General features: G+C 71.1%; 23 protein-coding genes and 2 tRNA genes. 13 read left to right on the forward strand and 12 right to left on the reverse strand.

All coding sequences use genetic code 11. The features are described 5' to 3' along the window. Positions 1-20 precede the first annotated feature (20 nt). From ACTIE9_RS05875 to ACTIE9_RS05895, 5 genes are all read left to right on the forward strand, one after another. Positions 21-1,325: an LCP family protein gene (locus tag ACTIE9_RS05875; protein ID WP_439564647.1), complete on the forward strand. Its 1,305-nt coding sequence runs from the start codon at positions 21-23 to the stop codon at positions 1,323-1,325. Between the two features lie 46 nt (positions 1,326-1,371). Continuing rightward, positions 1,372-1,460: transfer RNA gene (locus ACTIE9_RS05880), tRNA-Ser, on the forward strand. 73 nt (positions 1,461-1,533) lie between these two features. Next, positions 1,534-1,606, forward strand: a tRNA-Arg gene (locus ACTIE9_RS05885). Positions 1,607-1,662: 56 nt separating this feature from the next. Then, the gene (locus ACTIE9_RS05890; RefSeq protein ID WP_439564648.1) at positions 1,663-2,571 is read left to right on the forward strand and encodes a pseudouridine-5'-phosphate glycosidase; all 909 of its coding nucleotides are present in this window, start codon (positions 1,663-1,665) and stop codon (positions 2,569-2,571) included. An 11-nt stretch (positions 2,572-2,582) separates the two neighbouring features. Then, entirely contained in the window at positions 2,583-3,476 is an 894-nt protein-coding gene (locus ACTIE9_RS05895; RefSeq protein ID WP_439564649.1) for a carbohydrate kinase family protein, read from the forward strand. Here ACTIE9_RS05895 and ACTIE9_RS05900 read toward each other — a convergent pair. The 6 genes from ACTIE9_RS05900 to upp form a co-directional block, all read right to left on the reverse strand. Then, on the reverse strand, positions 3,439-4,308 hold the full coding sequence (locus tag ACTIE9_RS05900; protein ID WP_439564650.1) for an EamA family transporter: 870 nt from the start codon (positions 4,306-4,308) through the stop codon (positions 3,439-3,441). The genes ACTIE9_RS05895 and ACTIE9_RS05900 overlap by 38 nt on opposite strands. 163 nt (positions 4,309-4,471) lie before the next feature. Further along, positions 4,472-4,843: a hypothetical protein gene (locus ACTIE9_RS05905; protein WP_439564651.1), complete on the reverse strand. Its 372-nt coding sequence runs from the start codon at positions 4,841-4,843 to the stop codon at positions 4,472-4,474. A 115-nt stretch (positions 4,844-4,958) separates the two neighbouring features. Further along, positions 4,959-6,329 (reverse strand): cryptochrome/photolyase family protein, encoded by a 1,371-nt coding sequence (locus ACTIE9_RS05910; RefSeq protein WP_439564652.1) that lies wholly within the window; start codon positions 6,327-6,329, stop codon positions 4,959-4,961. 36 nt (positions 6,330-6,365) lie between these two features. After that, entirely contained in the window at positions 6,366-6,794 is a 429-nt protein-coding gene (locus tag ACTIE9_RS05915; RefSeq protein ID WP_439564653.1) for a MarR family winged helix-turn-helix transcriptional regulator, read from the reverse strand. Positions 6,795-7,081: 287 nt separating this feature from the next. After that, a complete protein-coding gene (locus ACTIE9_RS05920; protein WP_439564700.1) occupies positions 7,082-7,786 on the reverse strand; it encodes a winged helix-turn-helix domain-containing protein in 705 nt (234 codons plus the stop codon). Between the two features lie 388 nt (positions 7,787-8,174). Continuing rightward, positions 8,175-8,810: a uracil phosphoribosyltransferase gene (gene upp / locus ACTIE9_RS05925; RefSeq protein WP_439564654.1), complete on the reverse strand. Its 636-nt coding sequence runs from the start codon at positions 8,808-8,810 to the stop codon at positions 8,175-8,177. 27 nt (positions 8,811-8,837) lie between these two features. Between upp and tadA the strand changes: the two genes are divergently transcribed. Next, the gene (gene tadA / locus ACTIE9_RS05930; RefSeq protein ID WP_439564655.1) at positions 8,838-9,305 is read left to right on the forward strand and encodes a tRNA adenosine(34) deaminase TadA; all 468 of its coding nucleotides are present in this window, start codon (positions 8,838-8,840) and stop codon (positions 9,303-9,305) included. Here tadA and ACTIE9_RS05935 read toward each other — a convergent pair. The 3 genes from ACTIE9_RS05935 to ACTIE9_RS05945 form a co-directional block, all read right to left on the reverse strand. Continuing rightward, positions 9,289-10,212 (reverse strand): cation diffusion facilitator family transporter, encoded by a 924-nt coding sequence (locus ACTIE9_RS05935; RefSeq protein ID WP_439564656.1) that lies wholly within the window; start codon positions 10,210-10,212, stop codon positions 9,289-9,291. The two genes, tadA and ACTIE9_RS05935, sit on opposite strands and share 17 nt — an antisense overlap. A 31-nt stretch (positions 10,213-10,243) precedes the next feature. After that, the gene (locus ACTIE9_RS05940; protein WP_439564657.1) at positions 10,244-10,618 is read right to left on the reverse strand and encodes a hypothetical protein; all 375 of its coding nucleotides are present in this window, start codon (positions 10,616-10,618) and stop codon (positions 10,244-10,246) included. A gap of 82 nt (positions 10,619-10,700) precedes the next feature. Beyond that, the gene (locus ACTIE9_RS05945; RefSeq protein WP_439564658.1) at positions 10,701-10,991 is read right to left on the reverse strand and encodes a hypothetical protein; all 291 of its coding nucleotides are present in this window, start codon (positions 10,989-10,991) and stop codon (positions 10,701-10,703) included. 66 nt (positions 10,992-11,057) lie between these two features. On the opposite strand from ACTIE9_RS05945, the gene proC reads away from it, so the two are divergent. Further along, positions 11,058-11,885, forward strand: a complete 828-nt coding sequence (gene proC, locus ACTIE9_RS05950) for a pyrroline-5-carboxylate reductase (protein WP_439564659.1) — start codon at positions 11,058-11,060, stop codon at positions 11,883-11,885. Positions 11,886-11,975: 90 nt separating this feature from the next. Beyond that, on the forward strand, positions 11,976-12,407 hold the full coding sequence (locus tag ACTIE9_RS05955; protein ID WP_439564660.1) for a hypothetical protein: 432 nt from the start codon (positions 11,976-11,978) through the stop codon (positions 12,405-12,407). A 21-nt stretch (positions 12,408-12,428) separates the two neighbouring features. On the opposite strand, the gene ACTIE9_RS05960 is transcribed toward ACTIE9_RS05955, so the two are convergent. Next, entirely contained in the window at positions 12,429-13,100 is a 672-nt protein-coding gene (locus ACTIE9_RS05960) for a potassium channel family protein (protein WP_439564661.1), read from the reverse strand. Then, a complete protein-coding gene (locus ACTIE9_RS05965) occupies positions 13,093-14,547 on the reverse strand; it encodes a TrkH family potassium uptake protein (RefSeq protein ID WP_439564662.1) in 1,455 nt (484 codons plus the stop codon). Before ACTIE9_RS05965 ends, ACTIE9_RS05960 begins: the two co-directional genes overlap by 8 nt. Positions 14,548-14,616: 69 nt before the next feature. On the opposite strand from ACTIE9_RS05965, the gene ACTIE9_RS05970 reads away from it, so the two are divergent. The 3 genes from ACTIE9_RS05970 to ACTIE9_RS05980 all read left to right on the forward strand — a co-directional run bounded on the left by ACTIE9_RS05970 (position 14,617) and on the right by ACTIE9_RS05980 (position 15,576). Then, entirely contained in the window at positions 14,617-15,105 is a 489-nt protein-coding gene (locus tag ACTIE9_RS05970) for an ArsR/SmtB family transcription factor (protein WP_439564663.1), read from the forward strand. A 107-nt stretch (positions 15,106-15,212) separates the two neighbouring features. Continuing rightward, positions 15,213-15,407, forward strand: coding sequence for a helix-turn-helix domain-containing protein (locus ACTIE9_RS05975; protein WP_439564664.1), 195 nt, complete (start codon positions 15,213-15,215; stop codon positions 15,405-15,407). Positions 15,408-15,477: 70 nt separating this feature from the next. After that, on the forward strand, positions 15,478-15,576 hold the full coding sequence (locus tag ACTIE9_RS05980; protein ID WP_003792170.1) for a 30S ribosomal protein bS22: 99 nt from the start codon (positions 15,478-15,480) through the stop codon (positions 15,574-15,576). Between the two features lie 46 nt (positions 15,577-15,622). Here ACTIE9_RS05980 and ACTIE9_RS05985 read toward each other — a convergent pair whose 3' ends face one another. Then, on the reverse strand, positions 15,623-16,366 hold the full coding sequence (locus ACTIE9_RS05985) for an HAD family hydrolase (protein ID WP_439564665.1): 744 nt from the start codon (positions 16,364-16,366) through the stop codon (positions 15,623-15,625). Between the two features lie 35 nt (positions 16,367-16,401). On the opposite strand from ACTIE9_RS05985, the gene ACTIE9_RS05990 reads away from it, so the two are divergent. Both ACTIE9_RS05990 and ACTIE9_RS05995 read left to right on the forward strand, forming a co-directional pair. Beyond that, positions 16,402-16,656 carry a glutaredoxin family protein gene (locus ACTIE9_RS05990; protein ID WP_439564666.1) on the forward strand — a complete coding sequence of 85 codons (255 nt, stop codon included), beginning with the start codon at positions 16,402-16,404 and terminating at the stop codon, positions 16,654-16,656. Beyond that, positions 16,656-17,369, forward strand: coding sequence for an SOS response-associated peptidase (locus tag ACTIE9_RS05995; RefSeq protein WP_439564667.1), 714 nt, complete (start codon positions 16,656-16,658; stop codon positions 17,367-17,369). Before ACTIE9_RS05990 ends, ACTIE9_RS05995 begins: the two co-directional genes overlap by 1 nt.

Consider the following 17,369-nt stretch of genomic DNA (forward strand, 5'->3'; position numbering starts at 1 on the left):
GTGTGCCCGAGGGGGACATCATGAGTGAACCGGTGCGCGATCGCGGCATCCGGTCGTTGCCGACCGCTCAGGTGCGTCACGGGCGGCTTCGCCGCTCGAGCGCCTGGAAGACGATCCTGGCGACCCTGGCCGCATCTCTGACCGTCGTGCTCGTCAGCACCGTCTCGGTGGGCGCCATCACGATCGCCCAGATCAACGCCAACATCGACGTCGTCGAGCTCGAGGTGCTCGAGGGCCAGGAGGAGCGCGTCATCCCCACCGTCGGCGACTGGGAGGGCGGCTTCAACGTGCTCATCGTCGGCATCGACAACGATGGCGAGCAGGACGACGCTCGGGCGCGCGGCGGTGCCGTGCTCAACGACGTCAACATCCTCGTCCACGTCGCGGAGGACCAGCAGTCGGCGGTCGCCGTGAGCTTCCCGCGCGACCTCGTCGTGCCCATCCCCTCGTGCCCCGACCCCGACGGCGACGGGGCATCGTTCGCTATGACGGCGCAGCCGCTCAACGTGGCCTACTCCTACGGCGAGCTCGGCTGCGTAGTGCTCACGATCGAGGCGCTCACCGGCCTGAGCATCCCGTACGCCGGCACCATCTCCTTTAGCGGCGTTGCGCGCATGGCCACGGCTGTTGGGGGCGTCGACGTCTGCATCGACGGGCCTATCTACGATCGCTACACGGGCCTCGACCTGCCTTCTGCGGGCACCCACACGCTCGAGGGCAGCGAGGCACTGGCGTTCCTGCGCACGCGGTATGGCGTCGGAGACGGCAGCGACCTGGGTCGCATCAGCTCGCAGCAGGTGTACCTCTCGTCGCTCATACGCAAGGTGCAGAACGAAGGTGTGCTCACTGACTTCACCAAGCTCTACGGGCTCGCGCAGGTTGCTACCTCATCGATGCAGCTCTCGAGCAGCCTCGCCACCGTCGACACGATGGTCTCTATGGCTCAGGCACTGCGGAACGTCCCCACCGAGAACATCGTCTTCGTGCAGTACCCCACGCGCTACGGCACGGCCGAGCCGTACCTCGGCAAGGTGCAGCCGTTGCGCGCGCAGGCGGACGCACTGTTCGCGCGTATCCTCGCCGACGAGCGGTTCCTGCTGGAGGCCGGTAACACTGGCGTCGGGTCGACCGTGAACCCGGACGCACCCGTCGCCGATGAGGTGCCCGTCACAGAGCCCACCGAGCCCGCGGTGCCCAAGAACGGCAAGATCGTGCCCGAGGTCGAGCCGACGCTCGAGCCCGTCGCGCCCGAAGTGCCTGCCGAGGTGCTGGAGGGCGTGCAGGGGCAGACCGCCGCCGACTACACGTGCTCGGTCTCGAACTAGCCCGTGATCGGCCACCGGCCCGGGCCGGTATAGTGGTCACTCGCTAGGAGACGTCGCATAGTTCGGCCTAGTGCACCACCCTGCTAAGGTGGAGTCCCCGCAAGGGGACCGCGGGTTCAAATCCCGCCGTCTCCGCTCAGGCCGCCGGTCTCGCGCTGGTAGGCTTGTACGGTTGCTCCGGCAACCACCCGCTGGCGAGAGTCAGCATGCGCCCGTAGCTCAATGGATAGAGCATCTGACTACGGATCAGAAGGTTAGGGGTTCGAGTCCCTTCGGGCGCGCGTGCAGCCCCCCGCCACTGGCGGGGGGCTTCGTCGTCTGCCGGTAGCCTTGCTCGGTGACCAGCCTTCATCTCTCCGACGAGGTCGCCGCCGCACTCGCGGTCGGCCACCCTGTCGTCGCCCTCGAGTCGACCATCATCAGCCACGGCCTTCCGCGGCCGCGCAATCACGCCGCCGCCCTCGAGTTCGAGAGCATCCTGAGGGATACCGGGGTCACGCCCGCGACGATCGCCGTGCTCGACGGCGTTCCCCGCATCGGCCTCGACGCCGACGGCGTGCGCCGCATCGCCGATGAGGATCTCGCCAAGGCGAGCGTGCGCGATCTGCCCATCCTCGCCGCGCGCGGTGCGAGCGGGGCGACGACGGTCGCCGCGACGGCGCACCTCGCGGCGAAGGCTGGCATCCGCGTCTTCGCCACGGGCGGTCTCGGCGGCGTGCACCGCGGCGCGAACGAGACCTTCGACGAGTCGGCCGACCTCTCGACCCTCGCGGTCACGCCCATCACGGTCGTCTCGGCCGGCGTGAAGAGCGTGCTCGACATCGCGGCGACGCTCGAACGGCTCGAGACCTACTCGGTGCCCGTCGTCGGCCTCGGCACGACGGTGTTCCCCAGCTTCTGGCTGCGCGAGAGCGCCTACACGCTCGACTGGGCGGTCGACACCGCCGAGCAGGTGGCCGACATCATGGCGGCCCACGACGCCCTCGGCCACACCCAGGGCATCGTCGTGGCCAACCCGATCCCCTCCGAGCAGGCCTGGGATCGAGACGAGCACGACCGCGTACTGGCGACGGCGTTCGCCGAGGCCGACGCGCAGGGCATCCGCGGAAAGGCCGTCACGCCCTTCCTGCTCGGCCGCATCGTCGAGCTCAGCGAGGGCCGCAGTCTCGAGGTCAACCTCGATCTGGCGCGCAACAATGTGCGCGTCGCGGGCCGTATCGCCGCGGCCTGGGCCGCTCGGGCCTGAGCGGCTCGACCGTGCCCGGCTCGCGCGCTCTCGTCGTCGGCGACGTCATCGACGACATCATCGTCGTGCCGAGTGGGCCTGTGCGCCCCGACACCGACACCGCGGCGAGCATCACGCGCCACCCGGGGGGCTCGGCGTGCAACACCGCCGCCTGGCTCGGCTGGCTGGGCGCACCGGTCGACCTCGTGGGGCGCGTGGGCTCGGGCGACGCCGGCCGGCACGCGAGCGCACTGCGGGCATCCGGCGTCACACCGCACCTCGGCGAAGACCCGGCTCTGCCGACCGGCACGATCGTCATCGTCGTCGACGGCGAGACCCGCACGATGCTGACCGATCGGGGCGCGAACGCGACGCTGGCGGTGACGGCGGTGACGGATGCCCTGCTCGACGGCGCCGCCGTGCTGCACCTCACCGGGTACAGCCTCTTCGACGCCTTCTCGCTCGACGACCTCGCCGCGCTCGTCGGCCGTGCCCGCGCGCGCGGGGTGCTCGTGACATTCGACCCCGGATCCACGGGGTTCATCGCCGACTACGGCCTCGAGCGGTTCCGGCGGGCGCTCGCGCACGTCGACGTCCTGCTGCCGAATCTCGACGAGGGGCGCCTGCTCTCGGGCGAGCACGACCGCGCCGCCGTCGCCGAGGCGCTGCTCGTGCACTGCCCCGCCGTCGTCATCACCGGCGGGTCGTCATCGGTGCTCGTCGCTCGCCGCGGGGAGTCGGCCGTCGAGGTGGCCGTCGAGGCCCGACGCGCGGTCGACCCCACGGGTGCGGGCGACGCCTTCACGGCGGGGCTCATCGCCGCGATGCTCGGAGGTGCCGACCTCGTCGAAGCGGCGCGTGCGGGCGTGCGGGCGGCGGGCGTCGCGGTCACTCACGCGGGCGGTCGACCCCCGGTCGTGAGCTGACGGCGCCGACGCACGCGCCCACCACCGCGGCGATGGCCACGAGCTGCAGCGGCGCGAGCGTCTGCCCGAGCACGAGCAGCCCCGCGAGCGCGGCGACCGCCGGGCCGAGGCTCGAGAGCACGCCGAACACCCGCGTGGGCATCGACGTGAGGGCGATGAACTCGAGCGCGTAGGGCACGGCCGAGGTCATGACGGCGATGCCCGCGAACGCGAGCAGCAGCACGGGCGCGCTCGCGACGGCCTGCGCGGCCGGCAGCGCGCCGACCGGAACCACGAGCACGGCCGCCACGACCATCGCCGCGGCGAGGGCATCCACCCCGCGCGCCCGGGGGCCGAGATGGGCCGAGGCGACGATGTACAGCGCCCAGAAGACGGCCGCTCCCGCGGCGGCGAGCACCCCGATGAGCGCGAGTCCGCCCGAGCCGTCGAGGTCGACCCCGAGCAGGATCACGCCGACCGCGGCGAGCCCCACCCAGACCAGATCGCGCCAGCGGCGCGTGCCGGCCACGGCCACGCCGAGCGGGCCGAGCAGCTCGATCGTCACGGCGACACCGATCGGGATGCTGTCGATCGCGACGTAGATCAGGGCGTTCATGCCGGCGAGGCCGACACCGAGCATCCCGACGCCGAGCCAGGTGCGACGATCCCAGCCGCGCACGCGGGGCCGGATCACGGCGACGAGGATGACGGCCGCGAGCGCGAGACGGAGGGCGGCCGCACCGAGGGGCCCCACCTGCGCGAAGAGCGAGCCGGCGAGCGCGTTGCCGAACTGCACCGAGATGATCGCGAGCACAGCGAGCACGACAGGATCGAGCGCGGGGCGACGGAGCACGGGAGCGAGCATCGCACACGGCGCGGGCCCCGTACGACAGAACGCGCCCCGCCCGCTCGTGAGGAGGGGCGGAGCGCGTTCTGCGCGGCGACGGCCGACCCGAACGGCCATCGCGGGGCGGCCCGCCCTCGTGTCAGCGCGAGGGGCCGGGCCGGGCCGGGGCCTAGTCGGACGAGCCGACGCTCGCCACCGAGGCGGGCGAGGCGACCGACGCGGGCGAGGCGGGGCTCACGGGCGACGGCGGCGTGACGGGCGAGGGGGCCGACACGGGCGTGATCGGGCTGTCGCTCGCGGTGGGCTCCGGGCTGGGGCTCGAGCTCGGGTCGGGGCTGACGATGCTGTCGCTCGACACCGAGAAGTCGAGGGTCGACCCCGAGCCCTTGACGTCGTCGGTCACGGTGATGCCGGGAACCGCGAGGTTGGTGGCACCGGCGATGAGCGGCAGCGCGCTGGCGCTGGAGACGGCGCCGGCGGCCATGACGCCGAGGCCGAGAGCGGAGGCGGCGCCGATGGCGATCCAGTTCTTCGCGTCCATGAGAGGGTCCTTTCGAGCTGCGGGGGAGTCGGTGCGGGTGCGCATCCGTGCTCCGTGATGCCTCAAGACTGCGGCCCGCTCATGAGACCACCAGGAGGGTCGGATGAGAGGGTTCTCATCCGGCCGCGCTCTTGGCGGCCTTCACCGCCTCGTACGCGTCGAGTGCGCGCAGGCGCGAGGCCGCGAGATCGACGATCGGCCGCGGGTACTCCGGCCCGTCGACCTCGGGCACCCAGCGCCGCACGTAGTCGCGCTCGGGGTCGAAGCGATCGGCTTGCAGCACGGGGTTGAAGACGCGGAAGTACGGTGCGGCATCCGCCCCCGATCCGGCCACCCACTGCCAGCTCGCCGCATTGCTCGCCTCATCGGCATCCACGAGGGTGTCCCAGAACCACTCCTCGCCGATGCGCCAGTCGATCAGCAGGTTCTTCGTCAGCAGCGAGGCGACGATCATGCGCACGCGGTTGTGCATCCAGCCGGAGTGCCAGAGCTGCCGCATGCCGGCGTCGACGATCGGGATGCCCGTGGTCCCTCGCCGCCAGGCCTCCAGCGTCTCGGGGTCGGGCTCCTGCCAGGGGAAGGCGTCGAAGTCGCGCCGCACGTTGATGCTCGCGAGCTGGGGCAGGTGGAACAGGATGCTGTACGAGAACTCGCGCCAGCCGATCTCGCTGAGGAACTTCGCGCGGTTCGCCGCCGCCTCGGGAGAGAGACCGGCGTGCACGCGCGCCCACACCTGGTGCGGGCTCAGCTCGCCGAACCGGAGGTGCGGGCTCAGGCGGCTCGTGGCGTCGATCGCCGGCTCGTCGCGCCGGTGGTAGAGCGGGAGGCCGTGCTCGACGAACTGCTCCAGGCGTGCGTGCGCGCCGTCCTCCCCGGGCGTCCACGCCTCGCGCAGACCGGCGGCCCAGTCGGGCCGGGTCGGCAGCAGCGCCCAGGCGTCGAGCGCGTCGCCCGGCACGGTCAGGCCATCGACGGATGCGGGGGCGGGCAGGGGCGAGCGCGGCTCGCCGGCCGCGAGGCACGCACGCCAGAACGGTGTGAACACTCGATAGGGGTCTCCTGAGCCCGAGGTGATCGTCCACGGCTCATGCAGCAGCGAGGCACCGAAGCTCTCGACGATGAGGCCGTCGGCGCGCAGTCGCGACTTGAGAGCGGCATCCACGTCGCGCAGCGCTCCGTAGCGTCGGTTCCAGTAGACGGCCCCGGCCCCGGTCTCCGCCACGAGGGCGGCGATCACCTCGGCCGCGGCACCGCGGCGCAGGGTCAGGTGCCCGCCGGCCCTGCCGAGGTCGTCGGCGAGCGATCGCAGGCTGCCGTGCAGCCACCAGCGGCTGGCGCCGCCGAGCGGCCGTGCGCCCGGCGACTGCTCGTCGAGCACGCAGACCACGACCACGGGCCCGCCGCGGTCGACGGCGGCGGTCAGGGCCGGGTTGTCGGCGATGCGCAGGTCATCGCGCAGCCACACGATGCTGGGAGAGGGGGCCATGACCGTCAGGCTAGCGGGGCCTCCCCGCGAACACGCTCAGTCGCGGAGGCGCTGGCAGAGCTCGGTGAGCTGCTGCAGTTCGTCGACGTCGAGCCGTGAGCCGACGCGCCGTGCGATCGCATCGGCGTGCACGACGGCGACGCGTTTGAACAGCTCGTAGCCCTCGGGGCGCAGGGCCACGATCGTGCCACGGGCGTCGGTCGCGTCGGGCAGCTTGTCGACGAGGCCGCGGGCGGCGAGTCGATCGATCAACCGGCTGACGCTCGGCTGGCTCAGCAGGAGGTGGGGGATGAGGTCGCGGATGCGCATCCGGCGCCCGGGCGCCCGCGAGAGGTTGAACAGCACGTCGTACTCGGTGAACGAGATCTCGCTCGTCGGGAACTCGGCGTTGAGCTGCCGCAGCACCGAGACCTGGGCGCGGAACAGGGCCTCCCAGGCGCCCACGGCGATCGCCTTCTCCGTCATGCCTCAACTCTATGCGCGGGAATGGGCTTCTGTCGGCCGGTGGCGCCGGAAACGTGGGTCACTCGCGCCAGGCATGCGAAGGGCCGGTCGCCGAGGCGGGCGACCGGCCCTCTTCCCTTGCACCAAGAGTGTCCTGCAATCACATTCCGCGTCTCCCGCCACAGCAAACGATCGACGCATGACGAATGTATAACGGAACGGTAACGCTGTCTAGTTATCGAACCGTTATTTTTTGGAGATCCGTCTCCGGATGCTCGCGGCGGGCCGCGCGCGAGTGCACGCCGGAGCTAGAAGAAGTCGGGGCTCGGCGTCGAGGCGTAGCGGATCGAGACGTCGGCGTGCCGGTCGAACCGGTAGCCGGCACCCCGCACGGTGCGCACGATGTCTTCATAGCCGCCGAGCTTCGAGCGCAGCCGCCGCACGTGCACGTCGATGGTGCGCTCGTTCGGCACGTCGTCGTCGCCCTCGACCGCCTCGGCCCAGAGCGAGGCGATGAGCTCGGCGCGCTCGATCGTGCGCCCCTCGCGCAGCACGAGGTACTGCAGCAGCTCGAACTCCTTGTAGGTGAGCGCGGCGGTCTCGCCGTCGAGCAGCACGCGCTTGCGCGAGATGTCGATGACGACGCCCTCGGCTTTCGCCTCGACCGCCGGTTCATCCGCGCGGCGGTAGCGGGCGAGCGCCGAAGGGTCTTGCAGCGCGAGCCGCACCACCTCGACGTCGCGGCCTCCCGCGCCGGCAGGCGCCAGCGCGACAGCGGCGTGGGTCTCCGCGCCCGGAGCGAGCTCGACGGTCAGCTTCTTGAGCTCGACCACGAGGCGACCGAGGTCGATGCCGGCGGCGGCGGCTTTCGCCTCATCGAGGCCGACGTAGAGCACGAAGCCGCGCGCCTCGGTTCCCTCGGGCACGGCACGCAGACGGGGAGCGGGAGCGGCGGGCGCCGCAGCGGCGGGCGGGGTCGGGGTGGTGCGGGGAGCGAGGGAGGCGAGAGACATCGTCGAGACGCTTTCTGCGGAGTCGAACGGCTCATCGCCCCTCGGCGCCGGTGGCGTCGGGGTGGTGCCGTTCTGAAGCGGTGTGTCGAGGGTGCGCGTGTCGCGAGTCGGAGCATCCGGTCTCGACGCGGAGGTCGCCTGCTCGGTGCGATCAGACATCGTCAGACGATGGATCGGCCGGTCAGCGCGACTCGGGCGGGAGCGTGGCCATTCAGGCGCACATTCGACAGCACACGTCAGCGCTCGCCAGCATCATCATGCCAGCGGTCTCCACAGCCTCGGGGGCGGTCAGGAGGTTCGCGGTGACGGTCATGGCGTCAGTATCCCCGAGCGCGCGGCAGAGCGTCAAGTCGAGCGGCGGGGGCCCGGTGCCTCGGACGGGCGGCGCCTAGCCGACCGTGCCGTATAGCCGGTCGCCCGCGTCGCCGAGGCCGGGCACGATGTAGCCCTTCTCGTTGAGCTTCTCGTCGAGCGCGCCGAGCACGATCGTCACGTCGCGCCCCGCGGTCGCCTTCTCGACCATCGCGAGACCCTCCGGCGCGCCGAGGATGCAGACGGCAGTGACGTCGTCGGCCCCGCGCTCGAAGAGGAACTCGATGGCGGCCAGCAGCGAGCCGCCCGTCGCGAGCATCGGGTCGAGCACGAAGCACTGCCGCCCCTCGAGGTGGTCGGGCAGCCGCTCGGCGTAGACGCTCGGTTCGAGCGTGTCGTGGTCGCGCACCATGCCGAGGAAGCCCACTTCGGCGCTGGGCACGAGCTTCACCATGCCCTCGAGCATGCCGAGGCCCGCGCGCAGGATCGGCACGATGAGCGGCCGCGGCTCGCTGATGGCGAGACCGGTGGTCTGCGCCACGGGGGTCTGGATGGTCACCTCGTGCGTGCGCACGTGGCGGGTCGCCTCGTAGGCGAGCAGGGTCACGAGCTCTTCGGTCAGCGCGCGGAACGTCGCCGACGGGGTGGTCTGATCGCGCAGCACCGTCAGCTTGTGCGTGATCAGCGGATGGTCGGCAACATGGACTCGCATAGGCTCAATCTAACGGAAGGGCGGGGCATGACCACGGTGTCCGACGGCGATCGCGCGGCGATGCGCGCCGCCCTCGATGAGGCCCGGGCCGCGCTGGCCTCCGGCGACGTGCCGGTCGGCGCGATCGTGCTCGACGCCGCCGGAACGATCATCGGCCGCGGCCGCAACGAGCGCGAGAAGCACCACGACCCGACCGCGCACGCCGAAGTGGTCGCGCTGCGTCAGGCGGCCGCCACCACGGGCGACTGGCACCTGAGCGGATGCTCGCTCGTCGTCACCCTCGAACCCTGCGTGCTCTGCGCGGGTGCGATCCTGGCCGCGCGCATCGATCGTGTGGTGTTCGGGGCGTGGGACGCGAAGGCCGGAGCCGCCGGCAGCGTCGTCGACCTGCTGCGCGAGCGCCGCCTGCCCCACCGGGTGGCCGAGGTCGTCGGCGGGGTCGACGAGCAGGAGTGCGCATCCGTGCTCGCCGAATTCTTCAGCGAGCGGCGCTGACGGTCGCGAGCCCCGGTTCGATGTAGATGACGCGCGCGATCGGCACGGCGTCGCGCACGGCGATCTCGAGCTCGTTGATGATCGCGGCGACCCGCTCGATGTCGATTCCCGGGGTGAAGGTGACTTTCGCGCCGACGAGCAGTTCGTCGGGCCCGAGGTAGAGCGTCTTCATGTGCACGACCGCGGTGACGCCGTCGTGCGCGTCGAGCGCCCGGCAGATGGCGCGCATGTCGTCGGTCGAGGCGCCCTCCCCGACCAGGAGACTGCTCGTCTCGAGACCCAGTACGACCGCGACGAGCACGAGCAGCACGCCGATCATGATCGTGCCCACGGCGTCCCACATCGAGTCGCCCGTCACGACCGTGAGGCCGACGCCGACCAGCGCGAAGGTCAGCCCGAGCAGGGCCGCCACGTCCTCCAGCAGCACGACGGGCAGCTCGGGCGCTTTGGCGCGCCGGATGAACTGGATCCAGCCCTGCGTGCCGCGCACGTGGTTCGACTCGCGTACGGCCGTGCGCAGCGAGAACGACTCGAGCCCGATCGCGATGAGCAGCACGACGATGGGTAGCCACGCGTTCTCGAGCGGGTGCGGCTCTTGCAGCTTGCTGACGCCCTCGTACAGCGAGAAGACGCCACCGATCGAGAACAGGATGATCGCCACGACGAAGGCGTAGATGTAGCGCGCGCGCCCGTAGCCGAAGGGGTGCTCGGTGTCGGCCTCCTTGCGTGCCCGCCGCCCGCCGACCAGCAGCAGGAGCTGGTTGCCGGCGTCGGCCACCGAGTGCACGCTCTCCGCGAGCATCGCGCTCGAGCCCGAGACGAGGAACGCGACGAACTTGGTCACGGCGATGCCCGTGTTGGCGAGCAGTGCCGCGATGATCGCCTTCCCGCCGCCGGACGCGCTCATCGCGACCTCACGGCGGCGAGACGGCGACGGATCACCAGAAGACGGCGAGGGCGATGTTCACGAGGGCGAGGCCGCCCGCGGCGTGGAAGAACGGCAGCAGCTCGCGGCCGCCCCCGCCCTCGGTCTTGCGCTGCTTGAGGTAGCCCAGCAGGGCCGCGACGAAGATGATGACGGCGATCGTCAGCTTGACGCCGATCTTGGCGTAGTTGAGCGGGCCGTCGTCGTCGCCGCCCATCTCCGCGAGGCCGACGAGCACGAGGCCCGTGACGAGTTGCGTGATGGCGCCGCCGAGAACGACGGGGAAGGCGTACTGGCCCTTCCAGCGCGCCTGCATGAGGAAGGGGCCGACGATGGCGGCGAGGCCGATGAAGTGGCCGACGAGGATGACGGAGTGCAGCACGTCCATGGGGAGCTCCTACGCGAGGGGGATACCGATCGGCACGGTGCCGTGCCACGACACAGCGTAGTGATCCGCGCGCCCGGCGGGGTCAGTCGGCGCCGCGGATGACGAAGACGTCGGTCGGAGGGTTCGCGTCGTCGCGCGGGGCGGCGATCTCGGGTTCGAGCACGATGTCGACAGCCTCGGGCGCGACGGCCTTGATCGCCGCGCGCACCGCGCCGAGGATGGCGACCAGGTCGGCCGCCGGGGTGTTCGGGCCGAAGCCCAGTCGAGCCGTCACGAGGTGCCCTCCCTGGGCGAGCGCGACGGCATCGATCGCGCCCACGCTCTGCACGCCGGCCGTCGCCAGCAGCGCCTCTCGGATCGCCGATGTCTGCATGTCTGCCTCCGACTCTCGCGCGCCGTCCCCCGGGGTGGTGGCCCGTCTCCAACCTACACTCGTGGCATGAGCGCCTCTCTTCCCCCCATCGCGATCCTCGGCACCGGCTCGATGGGCGGCGCGATCCTCCGCGGACTGCGTCAGCCGGCGGTCTCGGTCGACGGCCTCCGCGCGACGACGCGGTCAGAGTCCTCGGCAGCGGCGCTGCGTGCCGAGGGGGTCGAGGCGCGCGCGACCGAGCACGACTCCGACGCGAACCGTTGGGCCGTGGCGGATGCCCGCCTCGTGCTGCTGGGCGTGAAGCCCGCACAGATCACCGCCCTGCTCGCCGAGGTGGGCCCGAGCCTGCACCCTGAGGCCCTCGTCGTGAGCGTGGCGGCGGGCATCACGACCGAGGCGATGCAGGCGGTCGTGCCGAACCCGGTGGTGCGCGCGATGCCGAACACGCCCGCCCTCATCGGCCGCGGGGTCACGGGGGTCAGCGGGGGCTCCCGGGCGACGGCAGCCCACCTCGCCCTCGCCGACGACCTCTTCCGCACCGTGGGCACCGTGGTCGAGCTGCCCGAGTCGCAGATCGACGCGCTCTCGACCATCAGCGGCTCGGGCCCGGCCTATGTGTTCCTCCTCATCGAGGAGCTCACGCGCGCGGCCGAGGCGATGGGTTTCGAGCCCGATGTCGCGGCGCTGCTCGTGCAGCAGACGTTCAGCGGCGCATCGCTGCTGATCGAGGCGACGGGCGACGACCCGGCAGAGCTGCGCCGTCGGGTGACGAGCCCGAAGGGCACGACCGAGCGCGCCATCGCCGTGCTGCAGGATGCCCGGCTCGCCGAGCTCTTCGAACGGGCCGCACGCGCCGCACAGGAACGCGCACGGCAACTGGCCGCCGGAGCATAGGCCGCGCAGAGGCGCCGCATAGGCATAGATCTCACCGTGGGCTCGTCGATCCGCGAACCGTCGCGGATCCCCGACTCGAGGGAGAACCCCATGGCCACGAACGACGACACCGCGCCCGACACCGCACCGGAAGCCGCACCCGCGAACCCGGCGGCAGCCCCCGCCGCGGCCCCCGCCGCTCCCCGCCCCTCCGTTCCGACGGCGCTCGCCATCACGGGCGTCGCGGTCGGATCGGCGCTGCTGCTCGGCCTCACCTTCGCCGGCGGCGTCGCCCTCGGTCAGGCGCTGCCCGACGGCCGCGGCCCGGGCGGCGTCATCGCGATCGGCCTGCCCGGCGACCGCGGCGGCGAGCAGCTCGAGCGCATCGGCGAGCGCGTCGAGCAGCGCATGGACGAGCGCATGGACCAGCGCGCCGAGAACCGCGACGAGCGCCGCGCGCAGTTCGAGCAGTGGCTCGAGGAGCAGGGCATCGACCCGAGCACGATCCCGGCTCCGCCGATGCCGGGTGAGCCCACCGAGTAGCGGCGCGCGACGTCGACCCGTTCAGTTGTCGAGCGAGGCGAACCGGTCAATGTCGGCCTCGGTGCCCGACACGATGATGAGGTCGTGGTTCGACACCACCGTCTGCTCGGTGGCGTAGGTGAAGGGCTTGCCGGGGCTCTTCACGCCGACGACGGTGATGTTGTACTTGCTGCGCACCTTCGATTCGGTGAGCGAGAGCCCGCGGATGGGCTTCGGCGGGTACATCTTGACGAGCACGAAGTCGTCGTCGAACTCGATGAAGTCGATCATGCGGCCCGAGACCAGGTGGGCGACGCGCTCGCCGGCCTCCGCCTCCGGGTAGATCACGTGGTTCGCGCCGATGCGGGCGAGGATCTTGCCGTGCGACTGGCTAATCGCCTTCGACCAGATCTGGGGGATCTTGAGGTCGACGAGGTTCGCGGTGATGAGCACGCTCGACTCGATCGACGAGCCGGTTGCGACCACGGCGATGCTGAACTCGTCGGCGCCGATCTGGCGCAGGGCATCCAGCGACCGCGCGTCGGCCTGCACCGCGTGCGTGACCCGCTCGGCCCACTTCTGCACGAGGGCCGGGTCTTCGTCGACGGCGAGAACCTCGCGGCCGAGCCGCTGCAGCTGGCCGGCCGTGGCGGCGCCGAAGCGCCCGAGGCCGATGACGAGCACGGGAGCGTCGTGCCGGATTCTCTCAACCAACGATGGGCCTCTCTTCTGCCCGGCGGAACAGCTGCCGGCGCTGACTGGCGGCGAGGGCCGCGGCGAGGGTCACTGTACCAACGCGACCCGCCCACATGGTGGCCGCGAGCACGTACTTCGCGGCATCCGGAAGCTCGTTGCTCGTGAGGCCCGTCGACAGCCCGCACGTCGCGAAAGCCGAGATGACATCGAACAGCACGAAGTCGAGCGGTGCCTTCGTGATGTGCAGGATGATGACGGAGGCCGTGGCCACGATCGAGGCGCCCCACAGCACGATGCTGACGGCGAGGCGCAGCACGTCGTTGGGGATGCGGCGGTCGAAGGCCTCCATGTCGTCGACACCCCGCGCCTCGGCCACGGCGGCGAAGAACAGCACGGCGAGCGTCGTCACCTTGATTCCACCGGCTGTGGATGCGGAACCGCCGCCGACGAACATGAGCATGTCGAGCACGAGCAGAGTCGAGCCGTTCATCTCACCGATGTCGACCGTGCTCAGGCCCCCCGACCGCGACATGATCGAGGTGAAGACCGCGGTCATGGGTCGTGTGAGACCGTCTTGCGCTCCGAGGGTGGCGCTGTTCGACCACTCGAGCAGGGCGATCAGGAGTGCGCCCACGGCGATGAGGATGAGCGTCGTCATGAGCGTGATGCGCGCGTGGATGCTGAGACGTGCGCGGGTGCGCAGCCAGCGGCCGAGGGCGAAGATCACGGGGAAACCGATGGCCCCGAGGAACACCGCGATCGAGAGCACCGAGAGCATCCACGGGTCGGTCGCGAAGCGCTCCATGCCCGGGGCGAAGGGCACGAAGCCCGTGTTGGTGAAGGCCGAGAGCGAGAGGTAGAAGCCCTGCCAGATCGCCGTCCACGGGTCGAAGCCCTCGAGGAGCAGGCGGGGCACGACGAGAGCCGTGATCGCGAGCTCGATGACGATGGCGCTCGCCGCCACCGTGAACAGCAGCCCGCCGATCTCGCCGAGCCGTACGGCCTGCGACTCGGAGACCGGGCCGCCGTGCACGCGCGCTGCGTTCGTGTCGCTCGCCGCGATGAGCTTCGCGCGCAGACCGATGCGGCGCGCCACGACAAGGCCCAGGATGCTCGCCATGGTCAGCACCCCGATGCCGCCGATCTGCATCGCCAGGATGATGACGACGTTGCCGAACGGCGACCAGTGCGTCGCCATGTCGACGGTCGTGAGCCCGGTGACGCAGATGGCCGAGACCGCGGTGAACACGGCGTCGGCGAGAGGAGTGCCGCCCGTGCCGCTGCCAGCGCGCGCGATCGGCAGTGTCAGCAGCAGGGTGGTGATGAGGATGAGCGCCGTGAAGATGAGGATGGCGAACCGGGCGGGCGATGCCGTCGCCGACTCGCCGAGCGCCGCCCACGCCCGCGAGAGAGGGTTGGTGCGCTCGTCACGACGGTTGCCGCGGATACGGTTGCTCGTGGCCATCGATGCTCCTCACCGGCCTGCAGACCGCGTGCAATGGTACTCCCGGGCCGGGCTGACTAGCCTGGTGGCATGGCCGACATCTTCGACGTGATCGCCGACGCCACGCGTCGTGAACTGCTGCAGCACCTGCTCGACGCCTCATTGCGAGGGGAGGGCGGCACGGGCGAGCTCAGCGTCGGCGAGCTCGTCGAGCGCATGGACGCGACGCAGCCGACCGTCTCGAAGCACCTGAAGGTGCTGCGCGATCACGGCCTCGTCACGGTGCGCGACGAAGGCCAGCACCGCTACTACGCCGTCGACCCCGCGCCGCTCGAGGATGTCGAGGACTGGGTCATCCCCTTTCTCAGCGCCGACTTCGACGCCGAGGGTGGCTCGCCCGTCTTCGCCGCCTGGTCGGGTGCCGATGTGGCGGGTGCGGGCAGCACCGTGGGTCGCGTCGCCGCGGATGCCTCGCACCAGGCTCGGTCGATCATCGAGGGCGCGCAGGAGAAGCTGCACGACGTGCAGGAGGCCGTGACCAAGCGGCTGCCCTGGAAGAACCACGACGAGTCGCGCTGATCCCCCTCCTTCCGGCGTCTTTACACGAGTCACACCAGCCCCTACTCTGAACTCCGTGCACACGCGCCACGAGGGCGCAGCGTGCGTGAGCGACAGGACGACAGCCGATGGCCCGTGATCTCTCGGAGGTGCGGTTCCTCACCGTCGCCGAAGTGGCCGACATGATGCGGGTCTCGACGATGACCGTCTACCGTATGGTGCACGCCGGCGATCTGCCCGCGATCCGTTTCGGGCGCAGCTTCCGCATCCCCGAATCGGCGGTCGCGACGGCCATCGAGACGCCCATCGCCGACGTCGGCTAGACTCGCCCGGTACACGACGCGGTCCTGAACGGGCCGTTGCTCCCGTTCAGTCGACGATCAGAGGTTTTCTATGGGTTCTGTCATCAAGAAGCGCCGCAAGCGGATGGCCAAGAAGAAGCACCGCAAGCTTCTGCGCAAGACGCGTCACCAGCGTCGCAACAAGAAGTAGGGCATCCGCCCGGCGAAGCGCTCGACCGCGAGGTCGGGCGCTTTCGTCATTTCCGCGTCGCGCGCCGGGATGCTCGGGGGCGGTCGTGCATGACGGGCCAGCCGCGCGCCGCCGCGTAGCGGGCCAGGGCGGCATCGGGGTTGACGACCTGCTGGTGCCCGACGAGCTCGAGCAGGGGGATGTCGTTGCGCGAGTCGCTGTAGCCCCAGCAGTCGGCCAGCCGCACGCCCTTCTCGCCCGCGAGACGCCCGGCCGCGTCGGCCTTGTGGGCGCCGTGCATGACGTGCCCGTCGAGAGCCCCCGTGAAGACCCCGTCGACGCTCTCGATGCGCGTGCCGATGGCGCCGCTCAGCCCGAGGCGCTCGGCGATGACGCGCGCGCAGGCCTCCGGGGTCGCCGTGAGCAGCCAGACCTCGTGGCCGTGCGCGAGATGCTCGCGTGCCCGGTCGACGACGGCGGGCAGCAGCAGCGCGTGCAGGTGGGCGTCGTAGGTCTCGACCGCGATCTCTTCGAGCTCGGCCACGGTGTGCCCGGCGATCAGCTCGAGCGCGCGGTCGCGCACGGCCAGCTGGTGCCGGTGGTTCTCGCCGACCGAGGTGAAGCGCGCCTGCTGCCAGGCGAATCGACTGAGGTCGCGCCAGCCCAGGTGGCCGCGCTTCCATGCGATGCGCCCCAGGTGGTAGACGCTCGCGCCGCGCAGCAGCGTGTTGTCCACGTCGAAGAACGCGATCACGGGAGCGGAGTCGCGGGCCTGATCAGCCGGGCCGGCGTCGCTGACGGGGGTGGACATCCCGACCAGCATAAGCAGGTGCCTAGGCTGGGGTCGTGCCCTCCGTCACCCTGACCCTCATCGGCAAGCCCGGCTGCCACCTGTGCGACGATGCGCGCGCGGTCATCGACGAGGTGCTGCGGGGCCGCGAGGGCGTCGAGCTCGTCGAGCGCTCGATTCTCGACGATGCCGAGCTGCATGACCGCTACTGGGATGAGATCCCCGTCGTGCTGATCGACGACGCGGTGCACACCATCTATCGCGTCGATGCCGAGCGCCTGCGGGCGGCGCTCGCCGAGAGGGGGCACTGATGTGCGGTCGCTACGCCAACACCAAAAGCGGTGAGGAGCTCGGGCAGTATTTCGAGGCCGACGAGGTCGACGATGTCGCGATGCCGCCGAGCTGGAACATCGCGCCGACGCAGCAGGTGCCGATCGTCGTCGACCGCGTGCCCAAAGACGACCCCGAGGGGATGCCCTCCCGCCTCGTCACGGCGGCGCGGTGGTCGCTCGTGCCCCGGTGGGCGACCGAGCTCACCTCGAAATACCCCACCTTCAACGCCCGCAGCGAGACCGTGCATGAGAAGAGCACCTTCAAGGGCGCCCTCGTGCGCTCGCGGGCGATCCTGCCCGCCGACGGCTACTACGAGTGGCACACCGTCGGCACGACCAAGACCCCGCACTACATCACCGACCCCGAGGCGGGCGAGCTCGCCTTCGCCGGCCTCTACTCGTGGTGGCGGGCGCCCTTCCCGGAGGGCGGCGCGCCGACGCCGTGGGTGCTGACCGCGACGATGCTCACGCGCGCGGCGCACGGGCCCACCGCGAGCATCCACGACCGCGCTCCCGTCATGCTGCCGCGCGAGGTGTGGGACGAATGGCTCGACCCGACGGTCGAGGGTGATGAGGAGCTCGTCGCGATGGTCGTCGCCGAGAGCGAGGCCGTGCTCGAGCGGCTCGAGCTGCACCCCGTGGCGCCCCTGACGGGCGACGGCCCCCAGCTCATCGCGCCGGTCGCCGACTAG

The organism is Microcella sp. (genome assembly GCF_051860105.1).
GTDB lineage: Bacteria > Actinomycetota > Actinomycetes > Actinomycetales > Microbacteriaceae > Microcella.

Excerpts from the sequence above, each read along its gene's own strand:
- ACTIE9_RS05875 (WP_439564647.1), top strand. The coding sequence starts at position 21 with ATGAGTGAACCGGTGCGCGATCGCGGCATCCGGTCGTTGCCGACCGCT.
- ACTIE9_RS05905 (WP_439564651.1), bottom strand. The coding sequence starts at position 4,843 with ATGGACGCGAAGAACTGGATCGCCATCGGCGCCGCCTCCGCTCTCGGC.
- ACTIE9_RS05910 (WP_439564652.1), bottom strand. The coding sequence starts at position 6,329 with ATGGCCCCCTCTCCCAGCATCGTGTGGCTGCGCGATGACCTGCGCATC.
- ACTIE9_RS05915 (WP_439564653.1), bottom strand. The coding sequence starts at position 6,794 with ATGACGGAGAAGGCGATCGCCGTGGGCGCCTGGGAGGCCCTGTTCCGC.
- ACTIE9_RS05920 (WP_439564700.1), bottom strand. The coding sequence starts at position 7,786 with ATGTCTCTCGCCTCCCTCGCTCCCCGCACCACCCCGACCCCGCCCGCC.
- upp (WP_439564654.1), bottom strand. The coding sequence starts at position 8,810 with ATGCGAGTCCATGTTGCCGACCATCCGCTGATCACGCACAAGCTGACG.
- tadA (WP_439564655.1), top strand. The coding sequence starts at position 8,838 with ATGACCACGGTGTCCGACGGCGATCGCGCGGCGATGCGCGCCGCCCTC.
- ACTIE9_RS05935 (WP_439564656.1), bottom strand. The coding sequence starts at position 10,212 with ATGAGCGCGTCCGGCGGCGGGAAGGCGATCATCGCGGCACTGCTCGCC.
- ACTIE9_RS05940 (WP_439564657.1), bottom strand. The coding sequence starts at position 10,618 with ATGGACGTGCTGCACTCCGTCATCCTCGTCGGCCACTTCATCGGCCTC.
- ACTIE9_RS05945 (WP_439564658.1), bottom strand. The coding sequence starts at position 10,991 with ATGCAGACATCGGCGATCCGAGAGGCGCTGCTGGCGACGGCCGGCGTG.
- proC (WP_439564659.1), top strand. The coding sequence starts at position 11,058 with ATGAGCGCCTCTCTTCCCCCCATCGCGATCCTCGGCACCGGCTCGATG.
- ACTIE9_RS05955 (WP_439564660.1), top strand. The coding sequence starts at position 11,976 with ATGGCCACGAACGACGACACCGCGCCCGACACCGCACCGGAAGCCGCA.
- ACTIE9_RS05965 (WP_439564662.1), bottom strand. The coding sequence starts at position 14,547 with ATGGCCACGAGCAACCGTATCCGCGGCAACCGTCGTGACGAGCGCACC.
- ACTIE9_RS05970 (WP_439564663.1), top strand. The coding sequence starts at position 14,617 with ATGGCCGACATCTTCGACGTGATCGCCGACGCCACGCGTCGTGAACTG.
- ACTIE9_RS05975 (WP_439564664.1), top strand. The coding sequence starts at position 15,213 with ATGGCCCGTGATCTCTCGGAGGTGCGGTTCCTCACCGTCGCCGAAGTG.
- ACTIE9_RS05980 (WP_003792170.1), top strand. The coding sequence starts at position 15,478 with ATGGGTTCTGTCATCAAGAAGCGCCGCAAGCGGATGGCCAAGAAGAAG.
- ACTIE9_RS05985 (WP_439564665.1), bottom strand. The coding sequence starts at position 16,366 with ATGTCCACCCCCGTCAGCGACGCCGGCCCGGCTGATCAGGCCCGCGAC.
- ACTIE9_RS05995 (WP_439564667.1), top strand. The coding sequence starts at position 16,656 with ATGTGCGGTCGCTACGCCAACACCAAAAGCGGTGAGGAGCTCGGGCAG.